This window comes from Ruminococcus sp. RTP21484sp1_RTP21281st1_A8_RTP21281_210402 (assembly GCF_040914025.1).
Classification (GTDB): domain Bacteria; phylum Bacillota; class Clostridia; order Lachnospirales; family Lachnospiraceae; genus Blautia_A; species Blautia_A faecis.
In genome coordinates, this window is record NZ_JBCPGE010000011.1 from 17275 (window position 1) to 36178 (window position 18904).

Consider the following 18904-nt stretch of genomic DNA (forward strand, 5'->3'; position numbering starts at 1 on the left):
AGCCTTTTTTACATGCTTCAGGATTTATCCCGCAAAAGGAGGAAGCCCCTGCAGGGGTGGTATATAACATGAAAATATGTATCTGGATAACAAAAATCTTTGATCTTGGCGGAACCAAGAGAGTGGTTTCCCTGTTGGCCAACGAGCTGGTGAAAGAGCATGAAGTGACGATCATGACTTATGAAGACCGCTTTCGTGAAGACCGCACCATGTATCATTTAAGTGAAGATATCAATGTGGATTTCATTGACAACAGCCAGTTCGTGAATAAGCATCATACCCCGGCTTTCTGCGCCCGCTATCTGGTGAAGAAGCTCAATGACAGATCTGGTCTGTTTAATAAAAAAAGCTTGAATCCCATTCTTGCAGAAGCAATTTTTCCTAAAAAAACAAGAGAGAAATGGGTGGAATATTTCAATTCCCAGGATTATGACGTGATCCTTACCACAGCATCCTTAAGCCTGAGACTTGCCATGATCGCGCCCCGGCTAAAAGCCGCAACCATCGGCTGGCAGCATAACTGCTATGACGGATATCTTCATGTGAAGCCTGTCGTCTTCTGGCAGCAGGAGAACCTTCTTCAGCAGTATCTGCCAAATCTGGACCGCTACATTGTGTTGAGTGATTATGATAAGCGGGACTATATGGAGAAGCTTGGAATAGATTGTGAAGTAAAAATCAATCCCAGAAGCTTTGTCAGTGAAAAGAAGTGCGATGTGAAATCCAAACGTTTTCTCATGGCGACCCGTTTCGTATATGCCAAAGGACTGGATCTGATGATGGAATCCTTTGAAGAGTTCTGCAAAGAGGATTCGGAGTGGGAGCTTGATATCATCGGAGACGGAGATCTTTTTGACCAGATCAGGGCAGATGCGAAGAAGCGTCATCTGGAGAAGCGTGTCCATTTTGTAGGATATACCAATGAGCCTGAGAAGTATTATCTGAATTCTTCTGTTTTCCTTCTTCCATCCAGATGGGAGGGCTGGCCTATGGTGATTATGGAAGCCTTTGAGTTTGGCCTTCCGGTGATCGCTTATCATATGGGCGCCATGGATCTGATCATTGATGACGGAAAGACCGGTTTCCTTCCTGAAGCGTTTGATCCCCACAAATTTGCCCAGGCCATGCTGAAACTGGCACATGACGAAGAGCTTCGTGCCCGGATGTCTGCGAACGCCATTGCCAAGTCTGATGATTTTTCTATCGACAAGGCTGTGAAGGAATGGGACGGACTTTTTGAACGTGTAGTTGCGAAGAAGAGGGGGAAGTAACATGAAGATCACCGTGAACAACCTGAAGAAGCTGGTGAAAAAGCTGGTCCGCCCGGATGAAAATTCCGGTAAAGAAAAGGACACTTTTGAGGCTGCCTTAAAGAGAGCCCGGGATGAGGCAAAATACAATCTTACGGAGGAGCTTCGGGAGAAGTACGCGGATTTTCTTGACAGTCCCATAAAAGAAAAATGTATACTATACGAGGCATTTGGGGGTAGAGGCATGACCTGCAGCCCTCATGCCATTTTCAAGTATTTGCTGACCCAGACAGAATTTCAGGAGTATCTCCATGTCTGGGTCATTGACGATTTTTCGGATAATGAACCATGGATGGGACTTTACAGGGATGATCCAAATGTGAAATTTATTAAATTCCAGTCTGTAGAATACAGGGAATATCTGGCTACAGCCAAATATCTGATCAATAATGTAAGCTTTCCCGGATATTTTACCAAACGCAAGGAGCAGATCTTTGTGGATACCTGGCACGGAATCCCGTTAAAAACCATTGGATTTGACATTCCGGCAGGCAAGGTGAGTGCAGGAAATACAGTAAGGAATTTCCTTGCAGCAGACTATCTGATCGCGCCCAATCATTTTATGACAGAGATTTATGAGAATGCGTTCAAAATGAAAAATCTTTATCCCGGAAAAATCCTGGAAATCGGGCAGCCCCGTAATGACAGCTATTTTCACACAGACCGGGAGGCCATATTTAAGAAGCTGCAGATGGCAGGCGTGGAGGCAGATCCAAAGAAGAAGCTGATCCTTTATGCGCCTACCTGGAAGGGCAGCAGGTATTCCAGCCCTGATACCAGCCTGGATGCCTATGAGAAGATGATCCGCACTATCGAGGAGAATGTGGATACCAGGGAGTACCAGGTGCTGGTGAAGCCTCATCAGATTGTATATTACCACATTAAAGACACAGTGGGGATAACCGGCCAGTATATTCCTGCAACCGTAGATACCAATGAGCTTCTTCGTGCTACAGATGTTCTGATTTCCGATTATTCCAGTATTTATTTTGACTATCTGGTATCGAAAAAGCCCATTTTGTTCTTTATCCAGGATCTTGCAGAATATAAAAATTACAGAGGCTTATACTTCGGAATTGATAAGCTGCCGGGTCCTGTTGCAGAAACTTATGAGCAGCTTGGAGATTATGTGAAGGATGCCGAAAGAGCCATGGAGCCATACCGGAAGGTTTACGAAAGGGAAGCAGCCTGGGCGTGTCCGCAAGATGACGGAGAGGTCTGCCGCCGCCTTGCAGACATTGTGTTCCACGGAAAAGAAGATTCCCGGTGTATAGCCTGTCAGGATGAGGCGCAGTCACCAAAGAAAAAGCTTCTGATGTATGCCGGTGATTTTTCGGAGGGGGATGACACCGAAGCATTTCTTGGACTTGCAGAGAACCTGGATTTTCAGAAATACGATGTTACCCTGCTTGTGTGCGGTGGTGGAGACGATTTTGCAGAAGAACAGATCATAGGTCTTCCTGCCGGGCTTCGGATCCTTTACCGTGGTCAGCCTTTTAACGGAAAAGCGGAGGAAATCGCGCAGAATGAGCTGTTTTTGAAGGGAAAAATAAAAGATATTCCACATGCTTTTTACAAGAGAGAGGCAAGGCGCCTGTTTGGAGAGGCGAAATTCGACTGTGCAATTGACCTTACCGGGAAAAAGAGCCTGTTTTCAGTGGTGGCAAAGGAGATGGATGGCGTTCGGTTTTTCCAATACAATGCACGTTTTGTCCGGGAAAAACAGATTGCAAAGGAGCTGGCAGGCCAGCAGGTAATCGTATCTGCCACAGAAAGCTACTTTATTGCCAGATACCAGGGAAACAATCCAGCTGTTATTACCGTGGAAGCCATTCCGGCACCGGATACAGAGAAAGTCAATTATATCTGTATGTACCAGCAGAAAGCCCAGAACGTTCTGAAAGCCTTTTGCCGTCTGGAGAAAAATACCTGTCTTTACATTACCGGAAAAGGGAAAGGGTATCAGAAGCTGAAAGCTATGGTTTCAGAGCTTCACCTGGAGGGAAGGGTGATTCTTACCGGATGGCTTGAGAAACCCTTTGCATTTATGAATCTGTGCGATTATTTTATCTGCCCGGAAGGGGAAGAAGAAAGCCTGGGTACCCTTGCTGCAAAAACCATGAATATGAAGCTGCTGGCAGAAGACTGCACAACAGAGATGCCTTACAGCTTTCAGGCCAGGTCCTGGAATCAGGAACAGAGTGAGAAGCTGGATGAGCTGATAGAAGGTAAGAGGACTTCAGATGAATGAGATAGAGAAGATTTTGAAAGATAATATGGAGGATTATGAGAGCGTGAAACGTCAGGCTCTGAAATTCATTCATGAGAATAAGAAAGAACTTTCCAAAAACTATGCCTACGCAGAGGTATGCGGGAATCCGGTGGATGCTTCCCATTTTTTCTTCCTTATAGATGAAAAAAAGCCTGGCAGTGACCTGCTTCTGGAAATGCTGGACTATGCGCTGAAGAATTATGTTTCCTCTGAGAAGGCGAGTGTTACGGCCTGCATAAAAGGCGGTTTTCATCTGGTGAAAAAAACAGGTGTGGACTATGTAAAAGAGGAAAGTCGTGAATATCTGGAGGCGCTTTCCCAGGCAGGTTACATTATCGGTAATATGGTTCTGCCAGGCTCTTTTGTGAAAAAAGAAGCACAGGTTTATTTTAATCCCATGCTGGAAATTTATGATAGGAAGTCTGTGGAGACTGCAGAATTTCTATCAGTTACGGCAAGGGAGATTCTGAAAACAGATTATATCTACGCTCCGTCTAAGAGCAAAGCGAAGGAAGCATGGCTGGAAAAATGCACCCTGGGAAAAGTCTATGATGGAAAAGTGATCATAGAGAAAAAGGAAGGATTAAAAGAAGGCAGAGGCAGTCTTCTGGAGTGTATCCGAAGGCAGAATGCAGTGCCTGGAATGGAGTTTTTCTCCCTTCGAAATCAGGAGGAAAGGAAGAAAGTCCTGATCCTTAGCAGCTGGAAAGCCGAGCGGGAGGCTAAGCTTGTTGTCCGAAAGCTTGCAGACAGTATGGATAGGGAAAAATATGATACGGTTATTTATAGTGGCTGGCTTGGAAGCAGGGGAGATGTGAAAGAATTTCTCGCCTTTGAAAAAGAGCTTCCAAAAGTGATGGGCGCAGGAAGGATGACTTTGAGTGAGGAAGATTTCCTGAATTACCGTATGATTGAGAAAAATCCGGCTCTTTATCTGGAAAATCCGGAAATACGAAGATATATGCGAATGCTTGCCAGAAGAGAGTGGGGCAGGCTGTTCGGCAGCAGTTCCTGGGATGTGGTAATCATGGCTGGAAGTACCGGGTATCTGCCATATTATCTGGCAGCAGAGGCACCGGCAAAAATGAAAGTTCTGGTGGATCTTGATTTTCTGCCTTACATCCATGAAAAATATCCGGCAAGATGGCGAAAAGCCCTTACTGTATTTGACCGGATATATGCTCCGGCAGATTGCCAGCAGCTGGGAGACTACGGAAAGGAAAACCGCCTTCGGATAATGCGCCTTCCGGTACTTGCTGCAGCCAGACCAGAAGAAAACCAGGTGGAAACGGTTTCCTACAATGGTGAGACTTACCTTGTGTGTGGGAAATGGAACCTGCAGGGAGAGCGTATTTCCATGAAGCTGGTACAAAAGCCGGTTCCGGGAAGTATTCTGGTAAATGGTGAGCTTGCACCAACTGCAGAGCAGAAAAAAGCATTGGAGCAGCTGTCGAAGGTGCACAGGATTTATGTGCTGGGGGCACAGAGCGCCGCCTATAAAAGCTTTTTGCCAGAAGCAGTGATCCTGGATGGATATGTGAAAAAAGAACTGTATCTGCAGCCTGCGGCCTGGGAATTTTTTGGAGCCTTTGAGAGTTATGTAGGAAACAAGGCCTTGGAATATGATGCATTGGAAAGAATATGTAAAACTTTTGGAGTGAAGGAGGACATTCCTTGATTCGTTCAGGGAGTGTCCTTTTTCTATAAAATGGGGGGAAAGTATGAATACGAAGAATAAAACCGGGAAATTCCGGATCATTTTCCGTTTCCTGAAAGGAAATATCCGGTTCTTTGTGGGGACGCTATTATTTTCGGTGCTGTTTACAGCATGTAATGCGTTGATCCCACAGATCGTGAAATACACAGCAGACCATATTCTGGTGCTGGATGGAATCCCGGATGGTCTGAATGTGCGGCAGACACTGCTTTTGTCAGCACTTCTGGTAGCTGCTTCGGCAGTTCTTTCGGGAGTTTTTAATTACTTAAGTAAAATGTGCCTGGCAAAAGGCTCAGAGAATTTCCTGAAATCCATCCGTGACACCTTGTATCACCACACCCAGTATCTGCCTTTTTCCTGGCATGTAAAGCACCAGACCGGGGAGATCATCCAGAGATGTACCTCTGACGTGGAAGTGATCCGTAATTTTGTGTGCAGGCAGCTGCCTGAGGTGTTTCGAATCTGTTTCCTGATCGTACTGTATCTGGGAATCATGTTTTCCATGAATGTGCAGATCACACTGGCTGCGGCAGCTTTTTTCCCGGTGATCATCGGTTATTCCTGCTATTTCTATTCCAGGATCGGGAAACGTTTTCAGGATGCTGATGAGGCGGAGGGGGCACTTTCCAGTACCGTGCAGGAGAATCTGACTGGAGTTCGTGTAGTGCGTGCTTTTGGTAGAGAAAAGTATGAGATCGATCGGTTTGATGAGAAAAATAATGCCTACTCCAATTTGTGGGTATATCTTGGAAAACTGATGAGCGTTTACTGGGCATCGGGAGATTTGATCACCAACCTGCAGGTGCTGGTGGTTATGGTGACTGGTGTTGTTTTTGCCGTGAATGGACGGATCACATTGGGCGAGTTTATGGCATTTATTTCCTACAATGCGTCTCTGACCTGGCCGGTGCGAAGCCTGGGAAGGATTATTTCAGATATGAGTAAGGCTGGGGTTTCCATGGAGCGTGTGGCTTATATTCTGGAGGCTGAGGAAGAGGATGCTGCTGTAAAGTGTGAAGCTAAGTCTACAGACAGAAATGAAAATGCAGAGAATATTGTGAAAAAGAAGAAGGCAGGACAGAGTGAGGCAACTCTGGATTATAAGATTCCTGCGCGGACAGCAGAGCGAACGAGTGAGGATTCCGAAAATAAAGGCTGTGGAGAAAAGCAGACTTTGGGACATATCATTGGAATGAAACCTGCCATGGATGGCGATATCTGCTTCCGCGATGTATCTTTCAGTTATTCCCCAGACCACCCGGTCCTGAAAAATATCAATTTTACAATCCCATCCGGAAGCACCTTTGCAATCCTTGGCACAACCGGAAGTGGAAAATCAACTCTGGTTCATTTACTGAACCGTTTATATGATCTGCCGGAAGACTGCGGCAGTATTACCATTGGTGGTACAGACATTCGTGACATTGACCGTCAGTACCTGCGCCAGAACATCGGAATGGTACTCCAGGAACCGTTCCTTTTCTCCAGAACCATCCGTGAGAATATTGGCATCACAAAGGAGAAGCTTCTGGATGAAGAAATCCGCCATGCAGCGGAGATTGCCTGTGTAGATGAGTCAATTCTTCATTTTGCAGACGGATATGACACCATCGTAGGTGAGCGTGGCGTCACTTTGTCCGGTGGACAGAAGCAGCGTGTTGCAATTGCCAGAATGCTGATGAAAGAAGCTCCGATCCTGGTATTTGACGATTCCCTATCCGCAGTAGATACGGAGACAGACAACAAGATCCGCAAAGAACTGAAAAAAGAGATGGAGAAAGCAACGGTTATTATGATTTCCCATCGGATCACATCTCTTATGCAGGCTGACTGTATTATTGTGATGGACAAGGGAGTAATCCAGCAGATGGGTACCCATGAGGAACTGATCCACCAGGAGGGACCATACAAAGACATTTATGAGATCCAGATGAACAGCGACATCCGTCTCATGGAAGGAGGTGCAGCATGCGAATAGAAGAAAAAGAATATACAAAGTCCATTGACATTTCCATCTGGAAAAAGGTTTTTCCATTCCTTGCACCCCGGAAAAATGTGCTGATTATGGTAATTGTGATGAATATTCTCTGCTCAGTAGTGGATATTATCATGCCGTTATTTCAGCGACAGGCCATTGATTCCTTTATCGAGAAAAATACTCTGGCAGGACTTGGAGGATTTATTGCGCTGTATATTGCAGTGATCGTCTTTCAGATGTGGTCCGTCATCTGTTTCACCAGAGGCTGCATGACACTTGATGTGGAAACAGGCCGTGATATGAAAAGGGCATTGTTTGTTCATCTTCAGAAGTTGTCTTTTTCCTACTACAATGCAACTCCGGTTGGATATATCCTGTCCAGGGTAATGAACGACGTAGCCAGGATCACAGAGTTAATCGCCTGGGATGTGATCGATATGCTGTGGGCTATCTTTTATGTAGTGGGTGTGTTTGTGGCAATGCTGTTTCTGAACTGGAAACTGGCTCTGGTGATCATGCTGATCGTTCCAGCTATTGCAGTTCTTACCTGGTATTTCCAGAATAAGATCCTCACATGGAACCGTCAGGTGAGAAAAATCAATTCCAAGATCACAAGTGGCTATAACGAAGGAATTATGGGTGCGAAAACTGTGAAATCCCTGGTTGTGGAGGAGAAAAACTTCCGGGAGTTTGCCTCTGTCACTGAGGAGATGAGAAGTGCGTCTATCAAGGCTGCCAGATTAAATGCAATTTATATTCCGCTGGTAGTTTTCTTTGGAGCTCTGGCAACTGCCCTTGTACTGGAGCGTGGCGGCATTATGGTTCTGAATGGAAGTATGGACATAGGAACACTTGCTGCATTTACTGCATATGCAGTTGGAATTTTTGAACCAATTCAGAGGCTTGCAGGAATTTTGTCCCAGTGCATTTCTGCTCAGGCAAATATTGAGCGGGTGACCTCCCTTCTGGAAGAGAAGCCCCAGGTGGTAGACTTCCCAGAGGTTCTGGAAAAGTATGGAGATTTCTTTGATCCCCACAAGGAGAACTGGGAACCTATTAAAGGCGACATTGAGTTTGAAAATGTTTCATTCCAGTATCCCGATGGAAAAGAAGAGGTGCTCAGCAACTTCAACCTGAAAATTCCGGCTGGTACCAATGTGGCAATCGTCGGAGAGACCGGTGCAGGAAAAAGTACGTTGGTGAACCTGGCCTGCCGTTTCTTTGAGCCCACTAAGGGAAGAATCCTCATCGACGGCAGAGATTACCGTGAGCGAAGTCAGTTGTGGCTGCACAGCAACATCGGGTATGTGCTTCAGAATCCCCATCTGTTCTCCGGGACTGTGATGGAGAATATCCGTTATGGAAGACTGGATGCCACTGATGAAGAAGTAAAGGCTGCTGCGAGGGCAGTTCATGCCGATGAGGTAGCCGAAAAGCTTGACAAAGGTTATGACAGTGACGTAGGTGAAGGCGGCGACCGTCTCTCCACCGGAGAAAAGCAGCTTATTTCCTTTGCCCGCGCAGTACTGGCAGATCCCGCCATTTTCGTTCTGGACGAAGCAACCTCCTCTATCGACACCAAAACAGAGCAGTTGATCCAGCAGGCTACAGACAAACTATTGAAAGGCCGCACTTCCTTCCTGATCGCCCACCGCTTGTCCACCATCCGAAATGCCGACCTGATTCTGGTAGTCCGTGACGGTAAGATCGTAGAGCAGGGAAAACACAAGGAACTGTTGGCGAAGAAAGGCTACTATTACCAGTTGGTACGGCAGCAATTTGCGGATGAGGAGTCCAGGAAGGTGCTTAGCTAAGTTGCTATTTAATTGGTTGAAAAGTTCTTTAGGAGGGACGCATTTGGACAATGTGTATTACTCACTCGCCGGCGCAACGCTCCAGCGAACTAATCGCTAACTGCGACTAATGCGTTCGGGAGAGCCCTCACGCATAAGTCTTCGTAAGCGCTGGATTTCGCTTACGCTAAGAGCGCGCCTGAAATGGCTCGCTGGAGTAATACACATTGCCCAAATGCTGTGTGTCGGCTGAAACTGATGCTGTTTAGGAACTTTTAACAAGGAGGTGGTGGGAGTGATTGGTTTCCCGATACTTTCTTGGCAATGATAGATTAGGTAAAACTAATAAAGCTGCGAAGTATCAACCATCTAAATGGGATATCGAAGGCACATAAAATAATATGTCAAGTTTTTTACTTGCAAAACAGCCCTAAAAATGTGCAAATACTTCATCGAAATTGTAAAAGCCGCTAATTTCGGCAAAATCCTTATAAACTTTCGTTTGTGATACAGTATAGGGAAACCAGTCACTCCCCCTCCCCACCTGTTGAAAGTTCCTACGTACAAATAAGTCCCAGCCAGTACACAGTATTCGGGCAATGGTGATTGCTCTAGCGAGCCATTTCAGGCGCGGTTTTAGCGTAGGCGAAATCCACTGCTTACGGAGACTTAATCGTGAAGGCTCTCCTGAACGATTTAGTCGCAGTTAGCAGTTAGTTCGCTGGAGCGTTGCGCCGGCGAGTGAGCAATCACCATTGTCCGAATGCGTCCGCCTTGAACAACTTTCAACACACTAAATAGCAATTGCATAATTATACTTGACTTCCCCGAATTTTAGTAGTAAAATTACTTCAGTTCGTTAAACAACTAAATTAAAAAAGGATTAAATTCCTTGAAGGGAAGAAGTAGAAACAGAAGCACCTTGTCTACAGAGAGCTGTGTCGGTGGAAAGCAGCGTCAGGTCTGTTTTGAAGATCATCCCCGAGAAGGGAAGCCGAACGCTTCATAAGTATCCGTTTTTTCAAACAGGAACCAGATACGAAGTGAAGAACTGCATCAAGTAGGTTTCCACGGTTGTTCCCCGTTATCGGAATCGCGTATGTCGGTACGTTGTCTTTTCGTACTTGTTTCAAAGGGGAAACAGGGTGGTTGCGGTCTAATATGGTCCGTCCCTAGTTCAGGGGCGGATTTTTTTTGTGTAACAGGAAATTCCGTTGGAACTTCCTGTTACACAAAAGCTCTGCCGGGCAGGATCGTACTGCGGCTGCATAACAGATAGTTCCATTTTACGAAAGACGAAAACCTGACAAGTAAATTAAGAGGAGGAGAGATCATGAAAGTCTTCAAAAAAATCATGAATGCAGTAGCAGCAGTAGAAAATTGTATTCTGGTAGTGTCTACCCTGCTGATACTGGTTCTGACCGTGGGAAATGTTTTTTCCCGAAAAGTGATCCATCGTTCCTGGTCCTTTACCGAGGAACTTGTGGTCGCAGTCTTTGTACTGATTACCTTAATGGCTGCAGCACTTGCATGCCGCGAAGGAGAACTGGTTAACCTGTCACTGGTTACAGACCGTCTCCCTGAGAAACTGAAAAAACCATCTGTTATCCTTACCACTGTTCTGTGCATTATTTTTACCGCAATCTTATTCTGGTTCGGTATGGAAAAAGTAATCACACAGCTGGAAAACGGAAAACGTACCTTCGTTCTGAACTGGCCGGAGTGGATATTCTGGTCCTTCGTGCCAATCGGATCCGGATGTATGATCTTACATTTTATTGAATACTGTCTTGACTATTGTACAGGCAATCTGAAAAAGGAGGATAAATAAATGATAAGTGCAGTTCTTTTTATTTCATTTTTTGTTTTCCTGATCATGGGAGTTCCCATTGCAATCTGTCTGGGACTGTCCTCCGTCTGTGCAATCCTGTACTCCGGAACCTCCCTTACCATCGTTGCAACCAATATGTATGCCGGAATCAGTAAATTTCTCCTTCTGGCTATCCCGTTTTTCGTACTTTCCGGAAATATCATGGCAAAAGCCGGAATTTCCAAAAGACTTGTCAGATTCGTAGATACCTGCGTGGGACATAAAAGAGGCGGCATCGCCATTGTATGCGTTATTGTAGCCTGCTTCTTCGGCGCAATTTCCGGATCCGGACCTGCAACTGTAGCAGCACTTGGAGCAGTTCTGATTCCGGCAATGGTAGAGCGGGGAGGCTTCAGCGCACCGTTTTCCACAGCCCTGATGGCAACATCAAGCTCCATCGCCATTGTCATCCCGCCAAGTATTGCATTTGTTGTATATGCTTCTATCACAGGCGTATCTATTGCAGATATGTTCATGGCAGGAATCGTACCTGGAATTCTGATGGGCGTTGCCCTTGTGATCGTGGTTATGGTGGAAGCCAGAAAAAAAGGCATTCAGCCAGCCCAGAAGAAAGCGACTGCAAAAGAGCGCTGGGATGCATTTAAGGATGCTTTCTGGGGATTCTTAATGCCGGTTATTATTCTGGGTGGTATTTATGGCGGTATTTTTACTCCTACTGAGGCAGCGGCTGTATCTGTTGTATACGGTCTGTTTGTAGGTATGGTGATTTATCGTGAGGTTAAATTAAAAGACCTGTTTGACATTTGCGTGGATTCTGCGAAAACAACTGGTGGAATCATGCTGATCGTAGCAAGTGCTTCCCTGTTTTCCTATGTATGTACCAAATTCGGTATCGCAGACGCAGCTTCAGCGCTCCTTGGAAGTATTGCACATAACCAGTTTACCTTCCTTCTGATCGTAAACATTATTTTCCTGATTGCAGGCTGCTTCATCGATGCAAACTCTGCTATGTACATTTTTATTCCGGTTATGCTTCCGGTATGCAAAGCACTTGGCTATGATGTGGTTGCATTTGGTGTGATGGCAACTGTAAACCTTGCAATTGGACAGGTAACTCCGCCGGTTGGTGTCAACCTGTTTGTGGCAATCGGAATCAAGATCAAAAAAGGCATGGAGGTTACCCTTCAGGAAATTTCAAAAGCAGTTATGCCCATGCTGGCAGCCTGTGTGGCCGTGCTTCTTGTGGTTACCTATATTCCGGTAACTTCAACGGCTCTTCCGAGAGCACTTGCTAAAAATGGTGCATATTCCGGAGATTCTTCCTCTGGTGACGGCGGCTCATCTGCAGCTTCTGCAGCCGGAGACGGGGATTATTCCTTCAATGAGATCGCAGACTACAGTGATCTTGACTGGGAGGAAACCACCTGGAATTTTGCATGCTCTACAACTGAGACTTCTACCTGGGCGGACGGCGGCCGCAAGTTTGGCGAGCTGATGGAAAAGGCCACAGGAGGAAAAGTAAAAGTAAACATATATGCAGCAGACCAGCTGACAAACGGAAACCAGTCCGAGGGAATTCAGGCACTGATGAACGGAGACCCGGTACAGATTTCTATGCATTCTAATCTGATCTATTCTGCATTTGATCCAAGATTTAACGTAGTTTCCCTGCCGTTCATTTATGACTCTGTAGAAGATGCAGATGCCAAATTTGACGGTGAGGCTGGTGAGAAATTAAAAGAAATTCTTGGTGAGTACGGACTCCATTGCATGGGTATTGCAGAGAACGGTTTCCGTGAACTGACCAACAGTGTCCGTGAAGTAAAATCTGTGGATGATATGAAAAACCTGAAAATCCGTGTTGCCGGCTCCAACCTTCTTATGGAATGCTATAAGAGATGGGGCGCAGATGCAACCAACCTGAACTGGTCTGAGACTTACACAGCCCTTCAGCAGAACACAGTTGAGGGACAGGAGAATCCGCTTCCTGCAATTGACGCAGCCAGTGTACAGGAGGTTCAGCCATACTGCTCCATGTGGGATGCCATCTATGACTGCCTGTTCTTCTGTATCAACCAGGAGATTTATGATGGTCTTACACCGGAACAGCAGGCTGTTGTAGACGAGGCAGGACAGAAAGCCGTAGAGTACGAACGTTACATCAACCGCTCCGGTGATGAAGAGATCATGAACCGCTGGAAAGACAAAAACGGCGTTACCTTCACTGCAAAAGAGGATATGGACATTGAGTCCTTTAAGGAAGCTGTTGACGGTGTAGATGAGTGGTTCATTGAGGAACTGAAATCCCAGGGATACGAGGATGCAGAAGAGCTGGTAGAGGCATTTACCGGAATTGGCGATTACAGTGACCTTGGCTGGGAGGAGACTACCTGGAATTTTGCATGCTCCACAACTGAGACTTCTACCTGGGCTGATGGAGGCCGCAAGTTCGGAGAGCTGATGGAAAAAGCTACAGGTGGAAAAGTAAAAGTAAACATATATGCAGCAGACCAGCTGACAAACGGAAACCAGTCCGAGGGAATCCAGGCACTGATGAACGGAGACCCAGTACAGATTTCCATGCATTCCAACCTGATTTATTCTGCATTTGATCCGAGATTTAACGTAGTCTCCCTGCCGTTTATTTATGATTCTGTGGAAGACGCAGATGCCAAGTTTGACGGTGAAGCAGGAGAGAAGATGAAGGAAATCCTCAGTGAGTATGGACTGCATTGCATGGGTATTGCGGAGAACGGCTTCCGTGAATTGACCAACAGTGTGCGTGAAGTAAAATCTGTGGACGATATGAAGAACCTGAAAGTCCGTGTTGCAGGCTCCAATCTTCTTATGGAATGCTATAAGAGATGGGGGGCAGATGCAACCAACCTGAACTGGTCTGAGACTTACACAGCTCTTCAGCAGAACACCGTAGAGGGAGAGGAGAATCCGCTTCCTGCAATCGACGCAGCCAGTGTACAGGAGGTTCAGCCATACTGCTCCATGTGGGATGCCATCTATGACTGTCTGTTCTTCTGTATCAATCAGGATATCTATGATGGCCTTACACCAGAGCAGCAGGCTGTTGTAGACAAGGCCGGAAGAATGGCTGTTGAGTATGAGCGTTACATTAACCGCTCCGGGGCCAATGAGATCATGAATCGCTGGGAAGAGAAAAATGGCGTTACCTTTACAGCAAAAGAGGATATGGATATTGATTCCTTTAAAGAGGCGGTAGAAGGCGTAGACCAGTGGTTTGTAGAAGAACTGAAAAACCAGGGATATGACGATGGTCAGGAACTGGTGGATGCATTTAAGTAAGACAGCATAAGCGTGTATCAATTTGATACATGTGCCTCAATAAATTGAACAGTGCCTTATAGAAAACACCTCCCGAAATGTGAGTAACCAACATATTCCGGGAGGTGTTTTTTTGTTTGTCTTACAGTAATCCGGTGATCCTGAGAGAGCACCACACAAGCAGCAGGGCCATGATTCCATTCATCAGCTTATAATGGCTGCTGTAAAATCTTTTCAGTACATTTCCCGCAAATGCCCAGATCAGATTTCCAAGGGCTCCAAGAAACATCAGATATACAGCGAAGCAAAACAGCATAGGAATCCTTGCTTCATAGGGCAGAATATAAGCGGAAAACATGGTCAGCCCATAGATGATGATCTTTACATTTATCAGCTGCAGGAAAAATCCCATCAGCCAGGTTGGCTTTTTGTCCTGGACATTGCCAGCGGGCGGAATCCTGCGCCAGGTCTGCCAGGCAAGATAGAGTACATAAGCTGCGCCAAAATATTTCATAACCGGCTGGATCCCTGGAATGATTTTTCCAAGAGTACTGCAGAACAGTCCGGAAAGACACATCAAAGTGAGAGATCCGCTCCAGATTCCAGTCATAAAGCGGATATTACCGGAAATGCCATATTTGCTGGCTGTGGACAGCAAAAGAATATTATTGGGGCCAGGCGACCAGACGGTAAGGATGGCAGACAGGGTCATTTCTATGAAGACAGATAAAGGCATGGGACTTCCTCCTTAGGTAAGTTTAAACATCTGAGCTACGAAAAGAAAGGTGCAATATACAAAACGCTATGTGTTCGTAAACCCTATACAAAATATGATTTTTAATAATAACACAAAAATATCGGATTGTATATAAGGGGAGGCAGAACTTCCCAGGTTACTGTTTACTGGTAACATTCCCAGTGACCGGTAACTATTGTAATCGAAATTCGGTTAAATGTTTGTTAAATTTGTGCAAAATGGGAACGATTATGTTATAATGCAGAAAATAAGGTGGCTATGAAAAAAATAGAATTTACTTTTAACAGGAAAGATTGATTTGTGTTTGAAAATAATAGTATATGAGGAGGACGTGTTTATGCTGAAAACCTGGATTCCGGAGGAGATTCCGGAAAAAGAGGAGCTGAAGAAACGGATTAAAGAAGCTGGCGAGAAGCTGTATCAGCAGCAGATGAAGCTGAAAGAACACAAGCTGCCTGTGCTGGTACTTTTTGAAGGCTGGGGTGCCTCTGGCAAAGGTACCACAATCGGCAGAGTAATCAAATACATTGATCCCCGTTTCTTTAAAGTAGCAACCATGTCAAAGCCTACAGAGGATGAACTGCGCAGACCATTTCTGTACCGGTATTTCAATCAGATTCCGGAAGCCGGCAAATTTACCTTTCTGGATTCTGGCTGGATGGAGCAGACCTGCAAAGACTGTCTGAACGGTCTGGAAGAAGAGGAGTATGCAAAGCGGATCGACAGCATCAAACATTTCGAGCGACAGCTCACAGACAACGGTTATCTGGTTCTGAAATTTTTCATGCAGATTGACAAAAAAGAGCAGACCAGACGTATTGAGAAGCTTAACAAAGAGCAGGATACAAAATGGCGTGTGGATGCCTTTGACAAGTGGCAGAACGAACATTACAAACATTGCCAGAAGGTTTTCGACCGCTATCTGACAGATACGAATACTTCTATTGCACCATGGTATATTATTGATGCAAAAGACCGCAACTTCGTAGAACTTCAGGTTCTTGAAATAATGGTAAATAACATTGAGGTAGCCTTGCAGAACAGCACACACAGCGCACCGCTTCTCCCAAACATTTTTCCGCTTGAGAAAATGCCGAAGCTTTCGGAAATCGAACTGACAGACAAGGTGATCGAGGATGAAGAATACAAGAAAGAGCTGAAGCATCTCCAGAAGAAGCTGGGCGAACTGCATAACCGTCTGTACCGTAAGCGTGTGCCGGTGATCATTACTTATGAAGGCTGGGACGCAGCCGGAAAAGGAGGCAATATTAAGCGGATCACAGAAGCCCTTGATCCCCGTGGCTTTGAGGTCCATCCAATCGCCAGCCCGGAACCTCACGAAAAGGCGCGTCACTACCTCTGGCGCTTCTGGACCAGATTGCCCAAAGACGGTCACATTGCCATCTTCGACCGCACCTGGTACGGCCGCGTAATGGTAGAGCGTCTGGAAGGCTTCTGCAGCGAGAACGACTGGAAACGTGCTTACAACGAGATTAATGAATTCGAGAAGGAACTGTCCGACTGGGGTGCCGTGATTATCAAATTCTGGGTCCAGATCGACAAAGACACCCAGCTGGCCCGCTTCACCGACCGTCAGAACAATCCTGAAAAACAGTGGAAGATCACCGACGAAGACTGGCGCAACCGCGAAAAATGGGATGCTTATGAAGGTGCTGTAGATGAAATGCTTGCCAAGACAAGCACCACCTATGCACCATGGCATATCCTGGAATCTGTAGACAAGAAGTATGCGAGAATTAAAGCTCTTAAGATTGTAATAAAAGAATTGGAAAAGGCATTAGAGCGTGTTTGAAAAATCATTATTACAAATTATGATGTACATCCTTCAGAAAGCCTTTTTTAAACGTATTCTGGAATAGCAGCATAATAAGCAAAATCGCTGGTCAACAACCAGCGATTTTGCAATATATATTCATGCAGCAGACCATTTAAGGAGCGAATTTCGTAATGCCGGGATCCATGATTTCCGTCACGCTCTCAGATAATTCCGCATGGTTTTAAGTGCATTCTTTTCCAACCGGCTGACCTGTGCCTGGGAAATCCCGATTTCCTGGGCCACCTCCATCTGGGTTTTGCCCTCGTAAAAACGCAGATCAATAATATGCCGTTCCCGCTTATTCAGCCGGTTTATAGCTTCCCGGAGGGACAGATTTTCTACCCAGGTCTCCTCCTTGTTTTTCTTATCGCTGATCTGGTCCATCACATAAAGCGTATCCCCGCCTTCCGTATAAACCGGTTCAAAAAGTGACACCGGATTCTGTATCGCATCCATAGCATATACGATCATCTCTTTATTTATCCCTATTTCGCTGGCAATTTCCGCAATGGTAGGCTCCCTCAGATTTGTTTTCATATAGGTTTCTTTTGCATAAATTGCACGATAAGCAATATCCCGCAGAGACCGGCTCACCCGGATACTGTTATTGTCACGAAGATACCTTCGTATCTCCCCAATGATCATAGGCACTGCATAAGTAGAAAATTTTACATTCAATGTAGTGTCAAAATTATCAATTGCTTTTATAAGCCCAATGCAGCCAATCTGAAAAAGATCGTCCATATTTTCGCTGCTGTTGGAAAAACGCTTGATCACGCTGAGAACCAGTCGCAGATTTCCTTTAATGTAAAGTTCCCTGGCTTCTTCATCACCCTCCTTGATCCTGCGAAAAAGCTCTTCTTTTTCTTCTGCCTTCAGTACCGGAAGCTTCGATGTATTGACTCCGCAAATTTCAACTTTGTTAAGTGCCATTATTTGAATCCTCCTTTTGTGCATCGCGAAGCGTGCTGCTGAGAACGAAGTGAACAGTAACAATGATTCTCACGTGGGAGGATAAATATTCTTTTTTCGGGAAAATATAAAAATTATTGCCCCTTGACAATTGGGAAAATAGCATTAATCTTTTTTACAGCAATACTTTTCATCAATTTCTACCAGGATAATGTCATCTCCGATCTGCCGGATACAATTCCATGGAATTATATATTCACTTCCGGCTCCCCAGAAACAAAAGCAGAAACTGCCAGGTCCGGGAACCACAAGGGAAGTAATACATCCGGTTTCACAGTTAAATTCCACATCCACCGGACAGCCAAGTGTACGGCAGGTACAGATATTGATCACTTCTTTTTGCTTTAATTCGCAAATACGCATGAAAAGCACCTGTTTTTTATGATATTATGCAAAAAGTCTGAAAATATGTATGGAGTTTATTGACATACTTTCTATGATTAAAGTATAATAAGAAATAGGTAATTCAGTCCGTTTTATGTTACTGAGCGAACAGAAAAGAGGAAAGTCTGCTGCCCGGATTGTATGGCAGAAGGGGAGCCATGAGGAAGGGGAAATACATACATGAGATGTCCATACTGTAATCAGGATAATACAAGAGTAGTAGATTCAAGACCAGTGGAAGAGACCAATTCCATAAGACGCAGAAGACTGTGCGATTCCTGTGGAAGAAGATTTACCACTTATGAGAACGTGGAGACAATCCCGTTAACCGTAATCAAGAAGAATCTGAACCGTGAGCAGTACGACCGCAATAAACTGATCAACGGCGTCCGCCGCGCCTGCTATAAACGTCCCATTGCCAGCGATAAGCTGGAAGCCATGATCGATGCCATAGAAGGCGACATCTTCAATGCCGAAGATAAAGAAATCTCCAGCACGAAAATCGGAGAGATCGTGATGAGCCATTTAAAAGATCTGGATTCGGTGGCGTATGTGCGATTTGCTTCTGTGTATCGGGAGTTTAAAGATGTCAGCACCTTTATGGATGAACTGAAGAAATTTTTAAATTAGAAAAATCCTCGCCAGAGAGCGGGGAAACCGGCTTCTGCTCCGGAATCGAAAATTATTCTAGGCATCTTTCCGGTCTTGAACCAGGACAGCCGCCCTATACACTTCTGGACTACTTTGGTGATGATT

At 45.4% G+C, this 18904-nt stretch carries 12 protein-coding genes; 9 read left to right on the top strand and 3 right to left on the bottom strand.

Features of this window, described 5'->3' with window-relative positions; all coding sequences use genetic code 11:
- Positions 1-68 precede the first annotated feature (68 nt).
- From AB5170_RS07090 to AB5170_RS07120, 7 genes are all read left to right on the top strand, one after another.
- Entirely contained in the window at positions 69-1271 is a 1203-nt protein-coding gene (locus AB5170_RS07090) for a glycosyltransferase (RefSeq protein ID WP_187566084.1), read from the top strand.
- A gap of 1 nt (position 1272) precedes the next feature.
- Positions 1273-3561: a CDP-glycerol glycerophosphotransferase family protein gene (locus AB5170_RS07095; RefSeq protein WP_368361879.1), complete on the top strand. Its 2289-nt coding sequence runs from the start codon at positions 1273-1275 to the stop codon at positions 3559-3561.
- Entirely contained in the window at positions 3554-5260 is a 1707-nt protein-coding gene (locus AB5170_RS07100) for a hypothetical protein (protein ID WP_368361880.1), read from the top strand. The genes AB5170_RS07095 and AB5170_RS07100 overlap by 8 nt, the downstream gene beginning before the upstream one ends.
- A 43-nt stretch (positions 5261-5303) precedes the next feature.
- Positions 5304-7277, top strand: coding sequence for an ABC transporter ATP-binding protein (locus AB5170_RS07105; protein ID WP_227199084.1), 1974 nt, complete (start codon positions 5304-5306; stop codon positions 7275-7277).
- Positions 7268-9091 (top strand): ABC transporter ATP-binding protein, encoded by a 1824-nt coding sequence (locus AB5170_RS07110; RefSeq protein WP_368361881.1) that lies wholly within the window; start codon positions 7268-7270, stop codon positions 9089-9091. Before AB5170_RS07105 ends, AB5170_RS07110 begins: the two co-directional genes overlap by 10 nt.
- Before the next feature lie 1312 nt (positions 9092-10403).
- Complete coding sequence (locus AB5170_RS07115; RefSeq protein WP_118583920.1) at positions 10404-10901, top strand: TRAP transporter small permease; 498 nt, start codon at positions 10404-10406, stop codon at positions 10899-10901.
- Entirely contained in the window at positions 10902-14219 is a 3318-nt protein-coding gene (locus tag AB5170_RS07120; RefSeq protein WP_368361957.1) for a TRAP transporter large permease subunit, read from the top strand.
- Between the two features lie 121 nt (positions 14220-14340).
- Here the strand turns inward: AB5170_RS07120 and AB5170_RS07125 are convergent, their stop codons facing one another.
- The gene (locus AB5170_RS07125) at positions 14341-14934 is read right to left on the bottom strand and encodes a LysE family transporter (protein ID WP_368361956.1); all 594 of its coding nucleotides are present in this window, start codon (positions 14932-14934) and stop codon (positions 14341-14343) included.
- Positions 14935-15292: 358 nt separating this feature from the next.
- On the opposite strand from AB5170_RS07125, the gene pap reads away from it, so the two are divergent.
- Complete coding sequence (pap, locus tag AB5170_RS07130) at positions 15293-16768, top strand: polyphosphate:AMP phosphotransferase (RefSeq protein ID WP_313721955.1); 1476 nt, start codon at positions 15293-15295, stop codon at positions 16766-16768.
- Between the two features lie 177 nt (positions 16769-16945).
- Here the strand turns inward: pap and sigG are convergent, their stop codons facing one another.
- Entirely contained in the window at positions 16946-17725 is a 780-nt protein-coding gene (sigG, locus tag AB5170_RS07135) for an RNA polymerase sporulation sigma factor SigG (RefSeq protein WP_148461856.1), read from the bottom strand.
- Positions 17726-17869: 144 nt separating this feature from the next.
- Positions 17870-18127 (bottom strand): PRC-barrel domain-containing protein, encoded by a 258-nt coding sequence (locus AB5170_RS07140; RefSeq protein ID WP_368361955.1) that lies wholly within the window; start codon positions 18125-18127, stop codon positions 17870-17872.
- Between the two features lie 201 nt (positions 18128-18328).
- Between AB5170_RS07140 and nrdR the strand changes: the two genes are divergently transcribed.
- Positions 18329-18778, top strand: coding sequence for a transcriptional regulator NrdR (nrdR, locus tag AB5170_RS07145; protein ID WP_118583928.1), 450 nt, complete (start codon positions 18329-18331; stop codon positions 18776-18778).
- Positions 18779-18904 lie beyond the last annotated feature (126 nt).